The sequence below is a fragment of the Microbacterium sp. Z12_35 genome (assembly GCF_058310475.1).
Window position 1 is genome coordinate 347,425 of record NZ_JBZEGJ010000001.1, and the last position, 19,133, is coordinate 366,557.

Consider the following 19,133-nt stretch of genomic DNA (forward strand, 5'->3'; position numbering starts at 1 on the left):
TCATCCCGCGTCGACGAAGACGTCCAGGCCGAGGTCGAGCGCTCGAGCGGAGTGGGTGAGCGCCCCCACGGAGATGACGTCGACGCCCGTCTCGGCGATCGCACGGACGGTGGAGAGGTCGACGCCGCCGGATGCCTCCACGATCGCCCGGCCGCCCACCTGCGCGACGCCGGTCCGGAGATCGGCGAGCGAGAAGTTATCGAGCATGATCGTGCCGATGCCGGCCGCGAGGACGGCTTCCACCTGATCGAGCCGGTCGACCTCGACCTCCACGTGGGTGGTGTGCGGCAGCTGGGCGATCGCCCCCTGCAGTGCGGCCGTCACCGATACGCCCTTCTGGGCGAGGACGGCGAGGTGGTTGTCCTTCACCATGACGGCGTCCGAGAGCGAGTATCGGTGGTTGTGGCCGCCGCCCATCCGCACGGCGTGACGCTCGAAGGCCCGGAGGCCCGGGGTGGTCTTGCGGGTGTCCGCGATGCGCGCGCCGGTGTGAGCGACCTCGGCGACGTACTGGGCGGTGAGCGTGGAGATCCCCGCCATCCGCTGCACAAAATTCAGCCCGATGCGCTCAGCGGTGAGGACGCCGCGGGCAGGACCGGAGACGAGGGCGAGCGTCGCGCCGGCGTCGAAGTACTCGCCGTCTTCCACGAGGAGATCGACGCGGATGCGGGGGTCGGTCAGCGTGAACGCGGCCGTGAAGACGTCCCCGCCGCTGAAGACGCCCGGCTCGCGCGCGATCAGTTCGGCGCGTGCGACCGCCGTGTCCACGATGAGGGTCGCGCTCGTGACGTCGCCCCACGGCGCGTCCTCCTCGAGCGCGGCGGCGACGGTGCGTTCGATGATCGTGCGCGTCAGCATGCGGCACCTGCCCCTGCGAGTTCGTTCTGGACACCGGCGCGGTCATCCGCGCGGAAGTGGGCGCCGACCGATCCCCGGCGCGCGCGGCCGGCCGCGATCAGGTGCTCGGCCACGAGAAGGAGGTTGCGGTCTTCGAGCGCGTGCACTGTCCCGGCGTCGGACGGCAGGGCGGCACGCCATCCCGCCAGCACGGATGCCGCGTGCGCGAGCCCGACGCCGGTTCGGACGAGTCCGGCGTCGCCCCACATGAGCCGCTGCAAGGCAGCCCGGGAGAACGGCTCCTCCGGCGCGGCGAGATCAGGCGTTTTCGCGTACGCAGGACGTTCCGCGACAGAACCGCCTGTGTCCGCCGCATCTCCTGATGCGGGCACAGGCCAGCCCCCGGATGCGGCGTCGGCGGCGAGCACGTCGCCCGCGCGCGCGCCGAACACCGCGCCCTCCAGCAGCGAATTGGAGGCGAGCCGGTTGGCGCCGTGCACGCCGGTGCGGGCGACCTCGCCGACCGCATAGAGGCCCGGAACCGTGGTACGCCCGTGCAGGTCGGTCACGACGCCGCCCATGAGGTAGTGCGCGGCGGGGGTCACCGGAATGGGGGTCGTCGCCCAGTCCAGACCCCTCGCCCGCACCACGCGGCATCCCGTCTCGTGCGCGTGCAGCGCCGCGACGAGTCCGGCGATGCCGGTGCCGGCGACGATGACGTGCGGTGCCGTCGTCATGACGCGCCGTCCGACAGGCTCAGGGACGGCGCGGCGTCCGTGGCAGCGGCCGGAGGCTTGGCCGCCAACATCCGCTCGAGGGCGACGGTCGCGGGCTCCGACACCGAGAACGGCACCGTGATGCGGTTGCGCACCTCGCCGCGGACGAGGGACTCCAGCACCCAAGCCAGGTAACCGGGATGGATGCGGTACATCGTCGAGCACGGGCACACGACCGGGTCGAGGCAGAAGATCTCGTGCTGAGGATGCTCCGCAGCCAGGCGCTGCACGAGGTTGACCTCGGTGCCGATCGCAAAGGTGGTGGGCTCGGTCGCCGCCGCGATGGCCTTGCGGATGTAGTCGGTCGAGCCGGCCTCGTCCGCCGCACCCACGACGTCCATCGGGCACTCGGGGTGCACGATCACGCGCACGCCGGGGTGCTCGGTGCGGGCCTGGGTGATCTGATCGACCGTGAAGCGACGGTGCACCGAGCAGAAGCCGTGCCACAGGATGACCCGGCTGTCCTCGAGCGCGGCCGCGTCGTTGCCGCCGAGGGGACGGCGCGGGTTCCACATCGGCATCTGCTCGAGCGGTACGCCCATGGCCTTCGCCGTGTTCCGTCCCAGGTGCTGGTCGGGGAAGAACAGCACGCGGCGGCCGCGTGCGAACGCCCACTCGAGAACCGTGCGGGCGTTGGACGACGTGCACACGATGCCGCCGTGGCGGCCGACGAATCCCTTGATCGCGGCCGAGGAGTTCATGTACGTCACGGGGACGATGGGCACGAGACCGTCGGGCCCGGGGGAGTCGAGGTCGCCCAGGATCTCCTCGAGCTGCTCCCAGCACTCCTCGACCTGGTCGATGTCGGCCATGTCGGCCATCGAGCAGCCGGCCGCGAGGTTCGGCAGGATGACGGCCTGGTCGGGCCGGGAGAGGAGGTCGGCGGTCTCGGCCATGAAGTGCACGCCGCAGAAGACGATGGCCTCCGCGTGCGGATGCGCCTGTGCGGCGTTCGCCAGCTGGAACGAGTCGCCCACGTAGTCGGCGTGCCGGATGACCTCTTCCCGCTGGTAGAAGTGGCCGAGGACCATCACGCGGTCGCCGAGGGTGGCCTTGGCGACGCGGATGCGGTGGTCCAGGTCGTCGGCGGACGCGTCGCGGTACTCCGCGGGAAGCTCGCCCTGACGCGGCGCTCCGGTCGGGATCACGTCGCCCATCGATGCGCCGGGGCCGTAGCCGGGCCGTACGTCGAAGGCCCAGGGGCCCGCGGCGAGGTCGGTGGTACACGTGGAGGCGGTCGAGGCGCCGGTGACGATCGCCTGGATCTCGTGATCGACCGACGGATCGAGCGGGCGGGGGGTCAGCCGCGTGGCGGGCATGTCGGGTCCGATCAGTTGCGGATCGTCAGAGTCCCGCGGTCGGCGAGCTCGACGTCCCGGTTGTAGCGGTACAGGCGGGCGGGGCGGTGGCTCCCGGTGCGGAAGCGCTCGGTCGGGATGAGGGTGCCGGAGCTTTCCACCTGGCGGCGGAAGTTGGCCGGGTCGAGGCGCCGCTCGAGGATGGACTCGTTGACCTCGCGCAGCTCTGCCAGGGTGAACTCGGCGGGGAGGAGCCCGTGGGCGATGCGGCTGTAGCCCACCTTGTTGCGCAGGCGCCACAGGGCGTACTCGACGATGTCGTTGTGATCGAACGCGAGCCGCGGGAGGCTCGCCGCTTCGAACCACTCGACGTTCTCGGGCGCGTCGCCGGCCTCGGCGTGCGCGCCCACCTGTGCATCGACCTCGTCGGCACGAAGGAGCGCCCAGTACACGATCGACACCACACGCGTCGGCGAGCGGTCCACCGCCCCGAACGCGTACAGCTGCTCGAGGTAGCTGGGGGTGAGGCCCGTGGTCTCGGCGAGCGTGCGCGAGGCCGCTGCATCCAGGCTCTCCGCCGGGTCCAGCCATCCACCGGGAAGCGCCCACGCGCCGTCGTACGGTTCACGGGTGCGGCGCACGAGCGGGAGGACGAGTGCGGCGACGTCGTCTTCGGTCCGGCGCCGGAGGCTGAAGATCACAGTGGACACGGCGACGCGGGCGTCGGCGACGCCGGGACGGGATGCGCTGGTTTGTGTCATAGTGACCTTTACTCGGGGCGATCTTAGTGTCATCGTGACTCGAAGCGCAATCGCGTCCGCCCGCCTCGCCCCCGTTGGCCCGTCGACTCGCCAACAAACGTCGGGAATCCGCCCGATAAACGACGGAACGTGGCGACTCGACGGGGGAGGTTCCCAGGATTCCCGCCTAGCGTGATGGCGTGCTGCTCGTGGACGTCTTGCTGATCGTGCTGCTGGCGATCGCGGTCCTCATCGGCGTCCGGCGTGGCTTCCTCGCCAGCGTCGGGATGTTCCTCGGGCTCGCCGCCGGTGCCGTCGCCGCCTACTGGGTCATGCCGCTCGTCGGTGGGTGGGTTCCCGTCGCGGCGTGGCGCACGCTCGCAGTCGCCGCGAGCGGAATCTTCCTCCTTCTCCTGGGCGCGGCGGTGGGTTCTGCGATCGGCCGCTCGTTGCGCCGCGGGGTGGACCGCATCCGTCTGCGGATCCCCGAGCGGATCCTCGGCGGCGTCGTCAGCGGTCTGGCCGCCGTGCTGGCGATCTCCTTCGTGGGCGGCGCACTGATCTCGACGGGCACCCCCGTGGTCTCCAGCGCCCTGGCCTCCTCGAGGCTCCTGCAGACGATCGACGCGATGACCCCCGCGCCCGTGCAGGCGGCGCTCGCCCAGCTGCGCGGGTCGATGTTCGAAGAGGGCCTGCCGACCCTCGGTCGCCTGCTCGAACCCGCGGTGACGCCCAGCGCGCCCGATATCGCGCTGGATGACCCGGACCTGGCGCGTGCGGCGCAGTCGGTCGCGAAGATCACCGGAGTCGCGTACGCGTGCGGCATCACCGCGAGCGGCACCGGATTCGCCGTGGCGCCGCACCTGCTCGTCACGAACGCCCATGTAGTGGCCGGCGTCGAACAGCCCGTGGTGGAACTTCCCGGCGAGCCCGCGCGCGACGGGCGCGTGGTCTACTTCGACCCCGTCGACGATCTGGCGGTGGTCGCCGTCGACGATCTCGGCGCCGAGCCGCTGAGCATTTCTCCGGCGCTGCCCGTCGGCGCGGCCGCCGTCGTGCAGGGATACCCCCACGGAGGACCGTTCACATCGGGCCCCGCGCACGTCGTGTCGATCGGAACCGTCGCGGTGCCCGACATCTCCGACTCGTCCACCGCACTGCGCGAGATCTACGCCCTCGCCGCAACCGTGCAGCCGGGAAACTCCGGCGGGCCGGTTCTCACGCCCGACGGGCAGGTGGCGGGGGTGGTCTTCGCCCGCTCCGACGCCGGAGAGGAGGTCGGCTACGCGATGACCCCGACCGAACTGAATCCGGTGATCGCGCAACTCGGCACTTTCGAGGAAGCAGTGCCCTCGGGCTCCTGCCGGCGATGACCGCGCGCTAAGCTGGCCGCGCAGGGCGCCCTCGGGCGGCCGCCGGCTCCGGCCGACAACCGAATATCGGCCTCGACCCCCGCGGGAGAGCCCCGGCGCACGCTGCCGGGCACCGAAGGAGCAAGCCTCCCCGCCAATCTCTCAGGTCCGCGTACCGCGCGGGTTCGGCCACTCTGGAAAGCGATCGGGATGCACCGCCCCGGTCCGCCGACGGTGAAAGCCCCCGCATCCGATCGGATGCGCCGGCGAAACTCTCAGGCCGATGACAGAGGGGGAGTTCACAGACACCGTCCGGTGTCTGCCCGATCCGCGAACGGGAGAACTCATGCCAGACCCCCGCAGGACCGTGCTCCACGACCGACATGACGCCCTCGGTGCCTCCTTCACCGACTTCGGTGGATGGCTCATGCCCGTGCGCTACAGCTCCGACCTCGCCGAGCACCACGCGGTCCGCTCGGCCGCCGGCCTGTTCGACATCTCGCACATGGCCGAGGTCGACGTGCGCGGCACCGACGCCGCAGCCTTCCTGGACTACGCGCTGGCGGGCAGGATGTCGGCGCTCGCCGACGACCAGGCGAAGTACTCGCTCGTCCTCACCCCCTCCGGCGGCATCGTCGACGACGTGATCGTCTACCGTCACGGCGCCGAGCACTTCCTCGTCATCGCCAACGCCGGCAACCGGGATGCGGTGGCCCAGGCCTTCATCGAACGCGCCGCGGGGTTCGATGTCGCCGTCACCGACGAGACCGATCAGACCGCGCTGATCGCCGTGCAGGGTCCGCGGGCCGCGGAGATCCTCGCCGCCGTTCCGGGACTCACCGACCTCTCGCTCCCTCTCGCGGAGCAGAAGTACTACCGCATGGCGCACGCCGTCTTCACCGCGCCCGGGGCGGACCCCGTGACCGTGCACCTCGCCCGCACCGGTTACACCGGGGAAGACGGGTTCGAAGTCGTCGCCCCCGTCGAGGCGGCCGGCGCGCTGTGGGACGCGCTGCTCACCACCGGTGAGCCCTTCGGCCTGGTGCCTGCCGGTCTTGCCGCCCGCGACACGCTGCGCCTGGAGGCCGGGATGCCGCTGTACGGGCACGAGCTGACCCGCGACATCCTGCCGGCACAGGCCGGGCTCGGTCGGGTCGTCGCCGCCGACAAGGACGACTTCGTCGGCAAGGCAGGCCTGGAGGCCGCAGCATCCGCCGACGCCCGCGTGCTCGTCGGACTCGTCTCGGAGGGCCGCCGGGCCGGGCGGGCGGGATACGCCGTGTACGACGGTGACCGGCTCGTGGGCGAGATCACCAGCGGTGCGCTCAGCCCGACGCTGGGGCATCCCATCGCTCTCGCCTTCGTCGAGCCGGGCGTCAGCGCGACCGGCACCGACCTTCTTCTCGACGTGCGGGGGACCCGCATCCCCGCGACCGTGACCGCCCTGCCCTTTTACCGGAGGAAGAAATGACCGACCTGGACTCGCTCAAATACACCGCCGAACACGAGTGGATCGCCCTCGAGGGCGACGTGGCCACGGTCGGAATCACGGCCTTCGCCGCCGACCAGCTCGGCGATGTCGTGTTCGTCGACCTCCCCGCGCCCGAGGCGAGCGTGGCCGCCGGTGAAGTGTGCGGCGAGATCGAGTCCACCAAGTCGGTGGGCGAGTTGTACGCGCCGCTGGCGGGGGAGGTCGTCGCGGTCAACGACGCCGTGGTGGCCGACCCGTCGCTGGTCAATTCCGACCCGTACGGCGAGGGGTGGCTCGTGAGAATCCGAGTCGGATCGGTCGAGGAATCCGGGTTCCTCGATCGCGACGCGTACACGAAGCTGACGGGCGGCGACGACGCATGACCGCATCCGCCGCCCGCATTCCCGTCTTCGCCGATCGGCACATCGGGATCGATGCCGCAGCGCAGCGCCGCATGCTGGATGTCCTCGGCTACGACAGCGTCGACGACCTCGTGCGGACCGCCGTACCCGCCTCCATCCACACGGCCGACCGGCCCACCAGCGACATCCCGCCCGCCGCCACCGAGGCCGAAGCCCTCGCTGAGCTGCGCGTCCTGGCCTCACAGAACCGCACGGCGCGGCCCATGATCGGGCTGGGCTACTACGACACGTTCACGCCGTCGGTCATCGCGCGGAACGTGCTGGAGAACCCGTCCTGGTACACCGCCTACACGCCGTACCAGCCGGAGATCTCGCAGGGGCGCCTCGAAGCGCTCATCAACTTCCAGACGATGGTCAGCGACCTCACCGGGCTCGCGACGGCGAACGCGTCGATGCTGGACGAGTCCACCGCGGTGGTCGAGGGGATGCTGCTGGCCCGCCGCGCGGCGAAATCACGCTCGAACGTCTTCCTCGTCGATGCCGACGCGCTGCCGCAGACCAAGGCGCTCCTCCGGCACCGGGCCGAGGCGGTCGGGATCGAGCTGCGCGAGAGCGATCTGTCGGTTCACCCGGTGGACGAGGACGCGTTCGGCGCGCTCATCCAATACCCCGGCGCCTCCGGGCGGGTCTGGGATCCGGCGGCGGTCGTGGAGGCCGTCCACGGGCAGGGGGGACTGGTCGTCGTCGCCGCGGACCTCCTCGCCCTCACCCTGCTGCGTTCGCCGGGCACGTTCGGCGCCGACGTCGCGGTGGGGACGACCCAGCGCTTCGGCGTGCCCCTCGGGTTCGGCGGGCCGCACGCGGGATACATGGCCGTACGGGCCGGGCTCGAGCGGCAGCTGCCCGGACGACTGGTGGGGGTGTCGCAGGATGCGGCGGGGCATCCCGCCTATCGCCTGTCGCTGCAGACGCGGGAGCAGCACATCCGCCGCGAGAAGGCCACGTCGAACATCTGCACCGCGCAGGTGCTACTGGCCGTGATGGCGGCCATGTACGCCGTCTACCACGGGCCCGACGGGCTGAAGGCGATCGCGACCGGCGTCGCGCGCAAGGCCGAAGCGCTCGCCGAGACGCTCCGGGGCTACGACCTGACTCTCGCCGCGGACGCGTTCTTCGACACCATCCGCGTCTCGGTGCCCGGACGTGCGGAAGACGTCGTGCGCCGTGCGCGCGACCGCGGATACCAGCTGCTGTGGGTGGATGACGCGACGGTGGGCGTGTCGGTCGACGAGACCACCACGGCCGAGGATCTCGCGGCGGTCGCGGCGGCTTTCGGGTTGCCCGAAACGGACGACCGGAGCCTGGCATACGGCGAGGCCGAGCCCGTGCGCGCCGTGCCGTCGTCGCTTCGTCGCGCGGACGAATACCTGACGCATCCGGTGTTCTCCGCACACCGGAGCGAGACGGCGATGATGCGATACCTCAAGCTCCTCGCCGACCGCGATTACGCCTTGGACCGCGGGATGATCCCGCTCGGCTCGTGCACGATGAAGCTCAATGCCGCCACCGAGATGGCCGCCGTGTCGTGGCCCGAGTTCGCCCGCGTTCACCCGTTCGCCCCCGAAGACGACGTCCTCGGCTACCTCGCCATGATCGAGCAGCTCGAGCGGTGGCTGGCCGAGGTGACCGGTTACGACGCGGTGTCGCTGCAGCCCAACGCCGGCTCGCAGGGCGAACTCGCCGGGCTCCTCGCCATCCGCGGATACCACCGGGCGAACGGCGATCTCGACCGGGTGGTGTGCCTCATCCCGTCCTCCGCGCACGGCACCAACGCCGCATCCGCGGTGCTCGCCGGCATGCGCGTGGTCGTGGTGGCGTGCGACGAGGCGGGGAACGTCGACCTGGACGACCTGCGCGCGAAGATCGCCGCGCATGAGGAGCAGCTCGCGGCGCTCATGATCACGTACCCGTCGACCCACGGCGTGTACGAGCATGACGTCCTGGAGATCACGCAGGCCGTGCACGACGCCGGCGGGCAGGTGTATGTCGACGGAGCCAACCTCAACGCGCTGCTCGGATACGCGCGATTCGGTGAGCTCGGCGGCGACGTGTCGCACCTGAACCTGCACAAGACGTTCGCGATCCCGCACGGCGGGGGCGGCCCGGGTGTCGGGCCGGTCGCGGCGAAGGCGCACCTCGTGCCCCATCTTCCGTCGCATCCGTTCTCGCAGCGCGCCGATCATGCGGGCGGCGTCTTCGACGGCGGTCCGATCTCCGCCGCGCCGCACGGATCGGCCGGCATCCTGCCGATCTCCTGGGCCTATGTGCGGATGATGGGCACCGAGGGGCTTCGGGATGCCACCGCATCCGCTGTTCTCAGCGCGAACTACATCGCCGCGCGCCTGCGCGACCACTTCCCCGTGCTGTACGCGGGGGAGGGAGGCCTCGTCGCGCACGAGTGCATCCTCGATCTTCGTCCGTTGCGGGAGGAGACCGGGATCACCGTCGACGACGTGGCCAAGCGGCTGATCGACTACGGATTCCACTCGCCGACGATGTCGTTCCCGGTCGCCGGGACGCTCATGGTGGAGCCGACCGAGTCGGAAGACATCGGCGAGCTCGACCGATTCGTGGAGGCGATGATCGCCATCCACGCCGAGGCGCACGCCGTGGCGGAGGGGGCGTGGCCTGCCGAGGACAATCCGCTGACGAATGCTCCGCACACGGCCGAGTCGGTCGTGGCGGGCGAGTGGACGCACCCGTACTCGCGGGAGGTCGCGGTGTACCCCGTGCGCTCCCTCGTGCGGACGAAGTACTGGCCCCCGGTGCGGCGGATCGACCAGGCCTACGGCGATCGCAACCTCGTGTGCGCCTGCCCGCCGGTCGAGGCCTTCGCCTAGCCCCGCCTGTCCCCCCGGGCCCCGGCGGACCGCGAGACTGCATCTCCGCCACGAGACCGCGTGCGATGGATGCGGTCTCGTGGCGGTGGTGCGGTCTCACCGGGGGACGGCGAAGAGGGCTGCCCGCAGCGAGAAGAGCTCGTCCGTGCGCATCGGCGCGATGGGTTGTAGCCCGCCGACGATGAGGATGCGGCGCAGGGTCATCGGCTCTTGCAGCTCCGGCCAGCCCCACCGGGCCAGACTCGCGAGGTGACGTCGCAGCTCGTCCTCCCGCCGCTTCTCCTTCCACACGACCTCCGCGGGGTCGCCGTAGCGTCCGCCGTACTTCGCGCGCCCGTCCGTTTCGCCGCCGAGCCGCACGTGCCTCCACAGCATGTCGAGCGCGTACTCCCCGTGGGCCGTCGTGACCACGGCTTGCAGGTCGGGCGGCGGGAAGCCGAGCCACTCGATGACCGCACGGCTCACCGATTCCAGCGGGCTCTCCGCCCGCGCGTCGGCGCGGTGCAGCGCCCATCGGGCGCGGTGGCGGCCACGGCTGCTGGAGCGCGCCTCGTTGCGGGCGACGAGCTGCTCGACGCTGGCGGTCGGTTCGGCGCGCAGCACCGCGTCGGCCACGGCGAGGGCGAGGCCCGCATGCCGAGCGCGAGCCACATCCACGGCCACCTCGGTCGGTGCGGTCACGAGGATGCCGCCGATATCCACGATCTCCCGCGAGTCGGAGGTGGAGTGCGTGCGGATGCCCGCCGATTCGCGGGACGTGGCGGTCGAGCTGAGGAGATGGACGAACGGCGGCTCGCCGAAGACCGGCAGACCGAGCAGGGCGGCGGCCGACTCGAGGCAGAAGATCCCATCCGGGTGCGTCAGCGCCGCCGCGTGGACGCGCGCAAGATAGCGGTCCCACGGCGGCAGGGACCGCCACGGGTCGGCCGGCGCGTACACGCCCGGGCGGACGAGCACGAGCCGGCCGGCTGCGGCCTCGCGGTCGAGCCGCATACCTGGCCGGTCGCCGGCCCGCAGGAGCGGCACGGGGGCGGGAACGAGCCGCTGGGAGAGCGGAAGAACGGGGATCATGGCCCCAGCATCCGCCGCCGCGCCCGCCCCCCGCGGGGGGAATCGCATCCTGTGGATCGGTCTCGCGTCCGCCGCCCTGGGGAGGAGAGGTGGGCGCCAGCCGCGAAACTGCACCTCCGCCACGAGACCGCGTACGACGGCGGCTGTCTCGTGGCGGAGATGCAGTCTCGCGGCCCTGGGGCGGGTTAGGCGGGGGCGAAGACGGTGGGCCAGAGGGAGGCGGCGAGGGGATAACCGACGAAGGCGACGATGTCGATCAGGGTGTGCGCGATCACGAGCGGCATCACGCGGCCCCACCGGCGGTAGCACCAGCCGAACACCACGCCCATGAGGAAGTTCCCGAGGATCGCGCCGTAGCCCTGGTACGCGTGATAGGCGCCGCGCAGCGCGGCGGTGGCCAGGATGATGCCCCACCACGACCAGCCCAGGCGCCGCAGCCGATCGAAGAGGTACCCGAGGAGGATGACCTCCTCCGTCAGCCCGGCCCGCACCGCGGCGAGGACGAGCAGGGGAACCACCCACCACGCCGTATCCAGCGGGGATGCGACGACCGCGACGTTCAACCCGAGCATGCGCGCAACGGCATAAAGCCCGAGCCCCGGGATGCCGATGACCACGCCCACGAGCGCTGCGCGGCCGAGATCTCCGCCGAAGCGCCGGAAATCCAGTCCGATACGGCGGAGTGCGTTACCTCCCGGCTCCCAGAGCAGGTAAACGACCAGCGCGACGATGGCGAGCGAGAAGGCGATGTCGAGGAACCGGTAGAGCGCGTCCCACGCGGCCTCGGCGTCGCGCGCCGGGTTGAGCTGGGTCTGCTGCTGCCCCAGAGGGGTGGTTCGCAGCGAGGCGCGGACAAGGGAGAGCACCGCATACAGCGCGGACTGGCCGACGCTGACGGCGAGCACCAGCCCGACCTCCCAGCGCAGGCGAACGCGGGCATCGCGGTCCGCGGGATCGAGGGCTGCGGGGAAGCCCGACCCGACCACTGCGCTCGACACTCGCACCTTGTCAGATTGCCACACGCCGTTCCCCGCGAGTTAAGGGTATGTAACGTTTTCCACAGAGGTTTTGACCAACCCTCCACCCATCCCTACAGTTTCCCTATCCGCGCCCCCCGGATAGCTCTGTCTCCTGGGCGGGCGCATCACCCCTTGCACAGGAGGAATCAGTGAAAGCAACGCGCCTCTCGGCTGCGGTCGCTCTGACCGCGGTAGGAGCTCTGGCGATCTCGGGCTGTTCGGCTGCTGGTAGCAGCAACGACGACTCGGGCCTCGTCGAGGGCTCCTCGATCACCGCCGCGTGGAACCAGGCGTTCTACTCGATGAACGGCAACACGTCGTTCGGTAACGCCACGGCCAACAACAACATCAACTACCTGGTGTTGGACGGCTTCAACTACTACAACAACACCCCGGAGCTCGTGGAGAACACGTCCTTCGGCAGCTACGAGCTCGTCAGCGAAGACCCGCTGACCGTCACGTACACGATCAATGAGGACGTGAACTGGTCCGACGGCACGCCGGTCGACGCGGCTGACCTTCTGCTCAACTGGGCCGCCCTGTCCCGGGGGCTCGACACGCCCGAGTTCGACCCGGCGGAGTTCACCGACCCGGAGACGGGCGAGTTCACCGACGCGTTCCCGACCGACGTCGTGTACTTCGACTCCGGTGCGCAGCCGGGCTCGCGCTTCGGTCTGGTCAGCCAGACGCCGGAGGTCAGCGAAGACGGCCGCTCGATCACGATGACCTACGACGCCCCGTACGTCGACTGGGAGCTCGCCTTCACCGCGCCGCTTCCCGCGCACATCGTGGCGGAGAAGGCCCTCGGCATCGACGACGCCGAGGAAGCCAAGCAGGCCGTCCTCGACGCGATCGAGAACGAGGATGCCGAGGCCCTGGCTTCGATCTCCGCATTCTGGAACGCCGGCTTCAACTTCACCGAGATGCCGGAGGACACCGACCTGGTGACCGCCAGCGGCCCGTACATGATCAGCGACTTCGAAGCCGATCAGTTCGTGACGCTCACGGCCAACCCGGAGTACAACGGCGACAACGCGCCGAACGTCGAGGAGATCACCATCCGGTTCATCCCGGACCCGCTCGCCGCTGTCCAGGCGCTGGAGAACGGGGAGGTCGACGTGATCTCGCCGCAGGCGACCGCCGACCTGACGACCGCGCTCGAGGGCATCGACGGCATCACGGTGCAGACCGGCCTCGAAGGCACGTACGAGCACGTCGATCTGCAGTTCGACCAGGGCAAGAACCCGGAGAACATCTTCTCGAACCCGCAGGTGCGTGAGGCGTTCATGAAGACGATCCCGCGTCAGGAGATCCTCGACACCCTGATCAAGCCGATCATCGGTGACGACGCCACCCTCCGTGGCTCGCAGATCTTCGTCCCGGGCGCCGAGGGCTACGACGAGGCCGTCGCCGACAACGGGTCCGAAGCCTACGCCGAGGTCGACATCGAAGGCGCCACGCAGCTGCTGGCCTCCTCCGGTGTGACCGACACGTCGGTCTGCATCCTGTACGCGAGCAACAACCCGCGCCGCGTGAACGAGTTCGCGCTCATCCAGCAGTCGGCCAACTCCGCCGGCTTCAACGTGACGGACTGCGGTTCGACCGAGTGGGGTGGCCTCCTGGGCACGCCGGGCGCCTATGACGCCTCGCTGTTCGGCTGGCAGTCCACGAGCCTGGGCGTGACCGACTGGGTCGCCAACTTCGAGACCGGCGGCATCAACAACCTGAACTTCTACTCGAACCCCCGCATGGACGAGATCGGCGCGGAGATTTCGAGCGAGTTCGACGCGGACGCGCAGCAGGAGCTCATGATCGAGGCCGACCGGCTGCTGTGGGAGGACTTCTACGGAGTCACCATCTTCCAGTTCCCGAGCGTGACGGCGATCAGCGACCGCGTCGAGGGCATCGACCCCTCGATCCTGGCGCCGACCATCTTCTGGAACGCCTGGGACTGGAGCGTCGCAGACAGCGAGTGATCGCGAACACTGACAGCATCGGCTGAGCACCAACCAGGCCGAAACGTCAGCGGGGTGGGGGTCCGCAGGGGTCCCCACCCCGACCGCGTACACTTTCCCCGTCGAATACGCTGCCGCGGGAACAACCTGCGGCAGCGTATGACGCTGATCCGGACCGATAGGCAGGCAGCCACACCATGGCTTCATTCATCGTTCGGCGGCTGATCGCATCGATCTTCGTCCTGTTCGCCGCCACCTTCTTGATGTACATCCTCACGGCCTACTCGGGTGACCCCCTGCAGGACCTGAGGGAGAGCAACGCACCCAACAAAGAGCAGCTGATCGAGTCCCGCATCAAGCTGCTCAACCTCGACGTTCCCCCGCCCCTGCGGTACTTCCTGTGGCTCGGGGGACTGTTCCGCGGCGACCTGGGCGTCAGCGTCCAGAACCAACAGGTCAATGCCCTGCTGTCCAACGCGATCACGTCAACGCTGACGTTGGTCACGATCGCCACCGTCGTGGCCATCGTCCTGGGCATCATCGTCGGCATCATCTCGGCGCTCCGCCAGTACACCGGCTTCGACTACACGGTCACCCTGACCTCCTTCCTCTTCTTCTCCCTCCCGGTCTTCTGGGTGGCGGTGCTGCTCAAGCAGTACGGCGCCATCCAGATCAACAACTGGCTCGCAGAGCCCACGATCGCCGTACCGGCGATCATCCTCATCGCGCTCGTCGCGGGCCTGCTGTGGATGTCGGTCATCGGCGGCCGATGGAAGCGGCGCGTGATCGTCTTCGCTGTCTCGGCGGTCGCCACCGGGGGAGTCCTCGCCTACCTTTCCGCGACGCAGTGGTTCGCCCAGCCGAGCATCGGGATCGTGGTGTTCGCGATCCTCGCTCTCGGCATCGCCGTCGGTGTCACCGCCGTCACCACGGGTCTGCGTAACCGGCGCGCCCTGTACGCCTCACTCGCGACGGCCGCGATCGGCCTCGCGATGTACTTCCCGATGGTGAACTTCCTCCTCAACGGCATGACGCTGTGGCTGTTCCTGGGGTACGCGCTCCTGACCGTGGTCGTGTGCGGCGTCATCGGCTGGGCGCTCGGAGGAGCGGACCGTCCTCCGGTCATCCGCGCCGCGATCCTGTCGGGTGTGCTGATCGCGGGTCTCGTCGCGCTGGACAAGTTCATGTCCTACTGGGCCGCGTACTCGGCCTCGTCGCGCGTGCGCGGGCGCCCGATCGCCACGGTCGGTTCGCAGACGCCGAGCCTCGGCGGCAACTTCTGGGTGCAGGGCATCGACCTCTATACCCATCTCCTGCTGCCGACGATCGCCATCATCCTCATCTCCTTCGCCAGCTACACGCGGTACTCCCGCGCGAGCCTGCTGGAGGTGATGAACCAGGACTACATCCGCACCGCACGGTCGAAGGGCCTCACGCAGCGCACGGTGATCGTGCGGCACGCGTTCCGCAACGCGCTCATCCCGATCACGACGATCATCGCGTTCGACGTGGGTGCCATCGTGGGCGGCGCGGTCGTGACCGAGACCGTCTTCGGATGGACCGGCATGGGCCGGCTCTTCGTCGACGGGCTGGCGCACTCGGACCTGAATCCGGTGATGGCGTTCTTCGTCGTGACCGGTGCCCTTGCGGTGTTCTTCAACCTGGTCGCCGACCTTCTCTACGCGGCGCTCGACCCCCGGATCAAGGTGTCCTGATGACCACCACAACACCCCCCATCGACGACCGCGACGCGCAGGCCAAGGCCGAGATCTCCATCGAGCAGAAGGAGACCGAAGGCCTCAGCCAAGGGCAGATCGTCCGTCGGCGCTTCTTCCGTCACCGTGCCGCGGTGGCCGCGATCATCGTGCTGGCCTTCATCGTCCTGCTGTCGTTCACGTCGGTGGGCGTGAACCTGTGGGGCATTCGCATCCATGGATGGTGGCCCTACAGCTGGGATCAGATCCCCGGCCAGGAGAACGGCGGGCGGCCGACGCTCAGCATCATCCCCGAGTTCCTCGGGGGTCCCGGGATCCAGGTCGGCAACCACCCCTTCGGCCAGGATGAGGTCGGCCGCGACATCTTCGCGGTCGTCATGCGCGGCGCACAGCAGTCACTCATGGTGATGGTGCTCGCCGGTGTCGTTGCGACCGTCATCGGCGTCGTCATCGGAGCTCTCGCGGGCTACTACCGCCGCGGCGTGGACTCGGCCCTGATGCGCTTCACCGACGTCATCATCACCATCCCGCTGATCGTGATCGGCGCCGTGCTGGGCCACGCGTTCGGGAACCTCGGCGCCGCGGTTCTCGGCATCGTGATCGGCCTGTTCGCGTGGACGTCCATGGCGCGACTCGTGCGGGGCGAGTTCCTGTCGCTGCGCGAGCGGGAATTCGTGGATGCTGCGCGCGTGTCCGGCGCGCGCGACCGGCGCATCATCTTCCGGCACATCCTCCCCAACGCGGTGGGCGTCATCGTCGTGAACGCGACGCTGCTCATGGCCGGCGCGATCCTGCTCGAGTCGGCACTGAGCTACCTGGGCTTCGGCGTCGTGAACCCCGACACCTCGCTCGGGAAGATCGTCTCGGAGAACCAGGCGGCCTTCTCCACGCGGCCGTGGCTGTTCTGGTGGCCGGGCATCTTCATCATCGCGATCGCCCTGTGCGTCAACTTCATCGGCGACGGCCTGCGGGACGCGTTCGACCCGCGCCAGAAGAAGATGCCGAGCGAACGGGCGATGGCCCGCGCCGCTCGCGCGGCCGGTCCTGCCCCGGTGGCTCCGGCCGAAGATCACGTCGCGACCGTCACCGTCGGCGGTGAGGCGGTGTTCACCGGCGACGTGACGAACTACCACGACCCCCGGCCGGAAGAGCCGGGCGACGGGCGACGCGAACCCTTCGATCCGGAGCGGTGACGTGCCCCTGCTACAGAAGCAGACCCGCGGCGGTGGCGGCGGCGGATACCGCCAGGGCGGCGATCGTGCCCGTGTGCCACGTGACGCGCGCGGCATCGGGCTCGCGACCGGCCGCGAACATGCCGGCATCGCGGAGGTCTTCCCAATGCCGACGGATGACGTGCGCGAGGCCCCCGGAGGTCGTGGTCAGGGCGTCGCTCGGGCGGAGACTTCCTCGCAGCCCCCGCGCCGACTCGGTGACCCCGTCGAAGTCCGACCGCGCCAAGCCGAGTGCGCGGTGGCGACCGGGCGCGGGGCTCACCCACACCGGCACCTTTCCTTCGGCCGTGTGCAACGTCAGGGAGAACCGCGTCTCGACGCGCTCGATCGCCGGCCACGGCACGAAGAACGTGCGCAGCACGTTCACGACGGTGATCCCGTGCTCTTCGACCGAGAGCGAGGGGCGCCAGAACAGCGCCCACGCGGCCACGGCGATCAGCACCAGCGCCCAGCCATAGCGGAGCGCCGCCAGCGGGTCCTGCCACGCGATCGCCACGATCCCGCCCGCACATACGGCAATGGTGAGCGCGGCCAGCACGCGGGCGGGGACGGACCGGTAGGTCACCTGTTGGAACGACATGACTTCAAGCTTCTCAGGGATGGGAACACCTCACATGACTGACACCACCAACATCGACCCGACGATCGCTGCCGTGCACGCCGCGCTTCCCGAGACGATCCTCGAGGTCGACCGCCTGGGAGTGGACTTCTGGGTCGAGGGGCAGTTCTACCCCGCGGCAGTGGACATGAGCTACGTCGTCCGCCGCGGCGAGGTGCTCGCCATCGTCGGCGAGTCCGGGTCGGGCAAGAGCACCAGCTCGATGGCGCTGCTCGGCCTGCTCCCCGACAACGCACGTGTCACGGGATCCATCAAACTGCTCGGCCGGGAACTGCGCGGGGTCGAGGACGCGGTGATGCGGAGCCTTCGCGGCAACGAGATCGCCGCGATCTTCCAGGAGCCCATGACCGCGCTGAACCCCGTCTACACGGTGGGGTTCCAGATCAGCGAGGCGCTGCGCTCCCACGATCGGATGCTGCCGCCGTCGGACGCGAAGGAAAAGGCGATCGAGCTGCTCCGTCTGGTGGAGATGCCGAACCCCGAGCAGAGCTACAACAAGTACCCGCACCAGCTCTCCGGTGGTCAGCGTCAGCGTGCCATGATCGCGCAGTCCATCTCGTGCGACCCGCTGCTGCTGATCGCAGACGAGCCCACCACGGCTCTCGACGTCACGGTGCAGGCCGAGATCCTGGATCTGCTGCGGAACCTCCACAAGCGGCTGGACTCGGCGATCATCCTGATCACCCACGACATGGGGGTCGTGGCCGACCTCGCCGACCGCATCATGGTGATGAAGAACGGCATCGTGGTCGAGTCCGGCACGGTCGACGAGATCTTCCACGCCCCGCAGCATCCCTACACGCAGTCGCTGCTGGCCGCCGTCCCGCACCTCGGGCAGGGCGTCGCGGACGTCGATGACCTCGTCGCCGCGGTCGAGGGACACGGAACGGTGGCCGTCGACCGCTCGCCGCAGATCGCTGCCGGGCGCACCCCGGTGCTGAGCTTCCGCGACGTGGCCATCGAGTACCCCAAGCGCGGGCGCATCCCCGCCTTCCGCGCGGCGGAGGACATCACCCTCGACATCTACCCCGGCGAGATCATGGGTCTGGTCGGCGAATCGGGCTCGGGCAAGACCACGCTCGGCCGCGCCGCGATCGGACTGCTGCCCATCGCGGAGGGAACGCTCACCACGGTGGGCACCGACATCTCCCACGCCACCCAGAAGGACCTGTTCGCCATCCGGCGGCGCACCGGCATCGTCTTCCAGGACCCGGCGTCGTCGCTGAACCCCCGCATGCCCATCGGGCAGTCCATCGGGGAGCCGATCCTGCTGGCAGGAGAGGCCAAGGGCAAAGCTCTCGACAAGCGCGTGGAGGAGCTGCTCACGCAGGTCGAGCTGCCGGCGTCGTATCGCAACCGCTTCCCGCACGAGCTCTCCGGCGGTCAGCGCCAGCGTGTCGGTATCGCCCGGGCGCTCGCGCTCGCGCCGGAACTGCTCGTCGCCGACGAGCCGACCTCCGCGCTGGATGTCTCCGTCCAGGCGCGGTTCCTCGACCTGCTGCAGGAACTGCAGGAGCAGCTGCAGTTCGCGTGCCTCTTCGTCAGCCACGACCTCGCGGTCGTGGACATCCTCGCCCACCGCATCTCGGTCATGCACCGGGGTCGCATCGTCGAGCAGGGAACCCGCGAGCAGATCCTGCGGAGTCCCCGCGAGGCGTACACGCGCCGGCTCATCGCGGCGGTTCCGGTGCCCGATCCGGAGGAGCAGGCTGCTCGGCGGGCGGCGCGAAAGCTCGTGCTGAGCGACGGCGAAGCATCCTGAAATCCGGGTGCAGCCGCCGCACAG

General features: G+C 69.7%; 15 protein-coding genes and 2 riboswitches. Of the genes, 8 read left to right on the forward strand and 7 right to left on the reverse strand.

The genetic code is table 11. The annotated features are described in order from the left end of the window. The 4 genes from nadC to AC4FS1_RS01815 are packed head-to-tail and all read right to left on the reverse strand — an operon-like array spanning window position 1 to window position 3,672. The gene (gene nadC / locus AC4FS1_RS01800; RefSeq protein WP_491152127.1) at window positions 1-858 is read right to left on the reverse strand and encodes a carboxylating nicotinate-nucleotide diphosphorylase; all 858 of its coding nucleotides are present in this window, start codon (window positions 856-858) and stop codon (window positions 1-3) included. Further along, window positions 852-1,574 carry an FAD-binding protein gene (locus AC4FS1_RS01805; protein ID WP_491152129.1) on the reverse strand — a complete coding sequence of 241 codons (723 nt, stop codon included), beginning with the start codon at window positions 1,572-1,574 and terminating at the stop codon, window positions 852-854. The genes nadC and AC4FS1_RS01805 overlap by 7 nt, the downstream gene beginning before the upstream one ends. Further along, window positions 1,571-2,932 carry a quinolinate synthase NadA gene (gene nadA / locus AC4FS1_RS01810; protein ID WP_491152131.1) on the reverse strand — a complete coding sequence of 454 codons (1,362 nt, stop codon included), beginning with the start codon at window positions 2,930-2,932 and terminating at the stop codon, window positions 1,571-1,573. The genes AC4FS1_RS01805 and nadA overlap by 4 nt, the downstream gene beginning before the upstream one ends. 11 nt (window positions 2,933-2,943) lie before the next feature. Continuing rightward, entirely contained in the window at window positions 2,944-3,672 is a 729-nt protein-coding gene (locus AC4FS1_RS01815; RefSeq protein WP_491152132.1) for an NUDIX hydrolase, read from the reverse strand. A 179-nt stretch (window positions 3,673-3,851) separates the two neighbouring features. Here AC4FS1_RS01815 and AC4FS1_RS01820 point away from each other — a divergent pair, with 179 nt between their 5' ends. The 4 genes from AC4FS1_RS01820 (at window position 3,852) to gcvP (ending at window position 9,736) form a co-directional block, all read left to right on the forward strand. Continuing rightward, window positions 3,852-5,024 carry a MarP family serine protease gene (locus tag AC4FS1_RS01820; RefSeq protein ID WP_491152134.1) on the forward strand — a complete coding sequence of 391 codons (1,173 nt, stop codon included), beginning with the start codon at window positions 3,852-3,854 and terminating at the stop codon, window positions 5,022-5,024. 72 nt (window positions 5,025-5,096) lie between these two features. Continuing rightward, window positions 5,097-5,191, forward strand: a riboswitch (glycine riboswitch). Further along, window positions 5,192-5,303: riboswitch (glycine riboswitch) on the forward strand. Window positions 5,304-5,349: 46 nt separating this feature from the next. Next, complete coding sequence (gene gcvT, locus AC4FS1_RS01825; RefSeq protein ID WP_491152136.1) at window positions 5,350-6,474, forward strand: glycine cleavage system aminomethyltransferase GcvT; 1,125 nt, start codon at window positions 5,350-5,352, stop codon at window positions 6,472-6,474. Next, a complete protein-coding gene (gene gcvH / locus AC4FS1_RS01830; RefSeq protein WP_491152138.1) occupies window positions 6,471-6,857 on the forward strand; it encodes a glycine cleavage system protein GcvH in 387 nt (128 codons plus the stop codon). The genes gcvT and gcvH overlap by 4 nt, the downstream gene beginning before the upstream one ends. Beyond that, window positions 6,854-9,736: an aminomethyl-transferring glycine dehydrogenase gene (gene gcvP / locus AC4FS1_RS01835; RefSeq protein WP_491152139.1), complete on the forward strand. Its 2,883-nt coding sequence runs from the start codon at window positions 6,854-6,856 to the stop codon at window positions 9,734-9,736. The genes gcvH and gcvP overlap by 4 nt, the downstream gene beginning before the upstream one ends. A gap of 96 nt (window positions 9,737-9,832) precedes the next feature. On the opposite strand, the gene AC4FS1_RS01840 is transcribed toward gcvP, so the two are convergent. Both AC4FS1_RS01840 and AC4FS1_RS01845 read right to left on the reverse strand, forming a co-directional pair. Continuing rightward, complete coding sequence (locus AC4FS1_RS01840) at window positions 9,833-10,807, reverse strand: hypothetical protein (protein WP_491152141.1); 975 nt, start codon at window positions 10,805-10,807, stop codon at window positions 9,833-9,835. 185 nt (window positions 10,808-10,992) lie between these two features. Further along, a complete protein-coding gene (locus AC4FS1_RS01845) occupies window positions 10,993-11,805 on the reverse strand; it encodes a CPBP family intramembrane glutamic endopeptidase (RefSeq protein WP_491152142.1) in 813 nt (270 codons plus the stop codon). A 170-nt stretch (window positions 11,806-11,975) separates the two neighbouring features. On the opposite strand from AC4FS1_RS01845, the gene AC4FS1_RS01850 reads away from it, so the two are divergent. From AC4FS1_RS01850 to AC4FS1_RS01860, 3 genes are all read left to right on the forward strand, one after another. Further along, the gene (locus AC4FS1_RS01850; protein WP_491152144.1) at window positions 11,976-13,802 is read left to right on the forward strand and encodes an ABC transporter family substrate-binding protein; all 1,827 of its coding nucleotides are present in this window, start codon (window positions 11,976-11,978) and stop codon (window positions 13,800-13,802) included. A 176-nt stretch (window positions 13,803-13,978) separates the two neighbouring features. After that, the gene (locus tag AC4FS1_RS01855; RefSeq protein ID WP_491152145.1) at window positions 13,979-15,496 is read left to right on the forward strand and encodes an ABC transporter permease; all 1,518 of its coding nucleotides are present in this window, start codon (window positions 13,979-13,981) and stop codon (window positions 15,494-15,496) included. After that, window positions 15,496-16,689: an ABC transporter permease gene (locus AC4FS1_RS01860; protein ID WP_491152147.1), complete on the forward strand. Its 1,194-nt coding sequence runs from the start codon at window positions 15,496-15,498 to the stop codon at window positions 16,687-16,689. The genes AC4FS1_RS01855 and AC4FS1_RS01860 overlap by 1 nt, the downstream gene beginning before the upstream one ends. A gap of 10 nt (window positions 16,690-16,699) precedes the next feature. Here the strand turns inward: AC4FS1_RS01860 and AC4FS1_RS01865 are convergent, their stop codons facing one another. After that, window positions 16,700-17,308, reverse strand: a complete 609-nt coding sequence (locus AC4FS1_RS01865; RefSeq protein ID WP_491152148.1) for a PH domain-containing protein — start codon at window positions 17,306-17,308, stop codon at window positions 16,700-16,702. 34 nt (window positions 17,309-17,342) lie between these two features. Between AC4FS1_RS01865 and AC4FS1_RS01870 the strand changes: the two genes are divergently transcribed. Continuing rightward, window positions 17,343-19,109, forward strand: coding sequence for a dipeptide ABC transporter ATP-binding protein (locus tag AC4FS1_RS01870; protein WP_491152150.1), 1,767 nt, complete (start codon window positions 17,343-17,345; stop codon window positions 19,107-19,109). Window positions 19,110-19,133 lie beyond the last annotated feature (24 nt).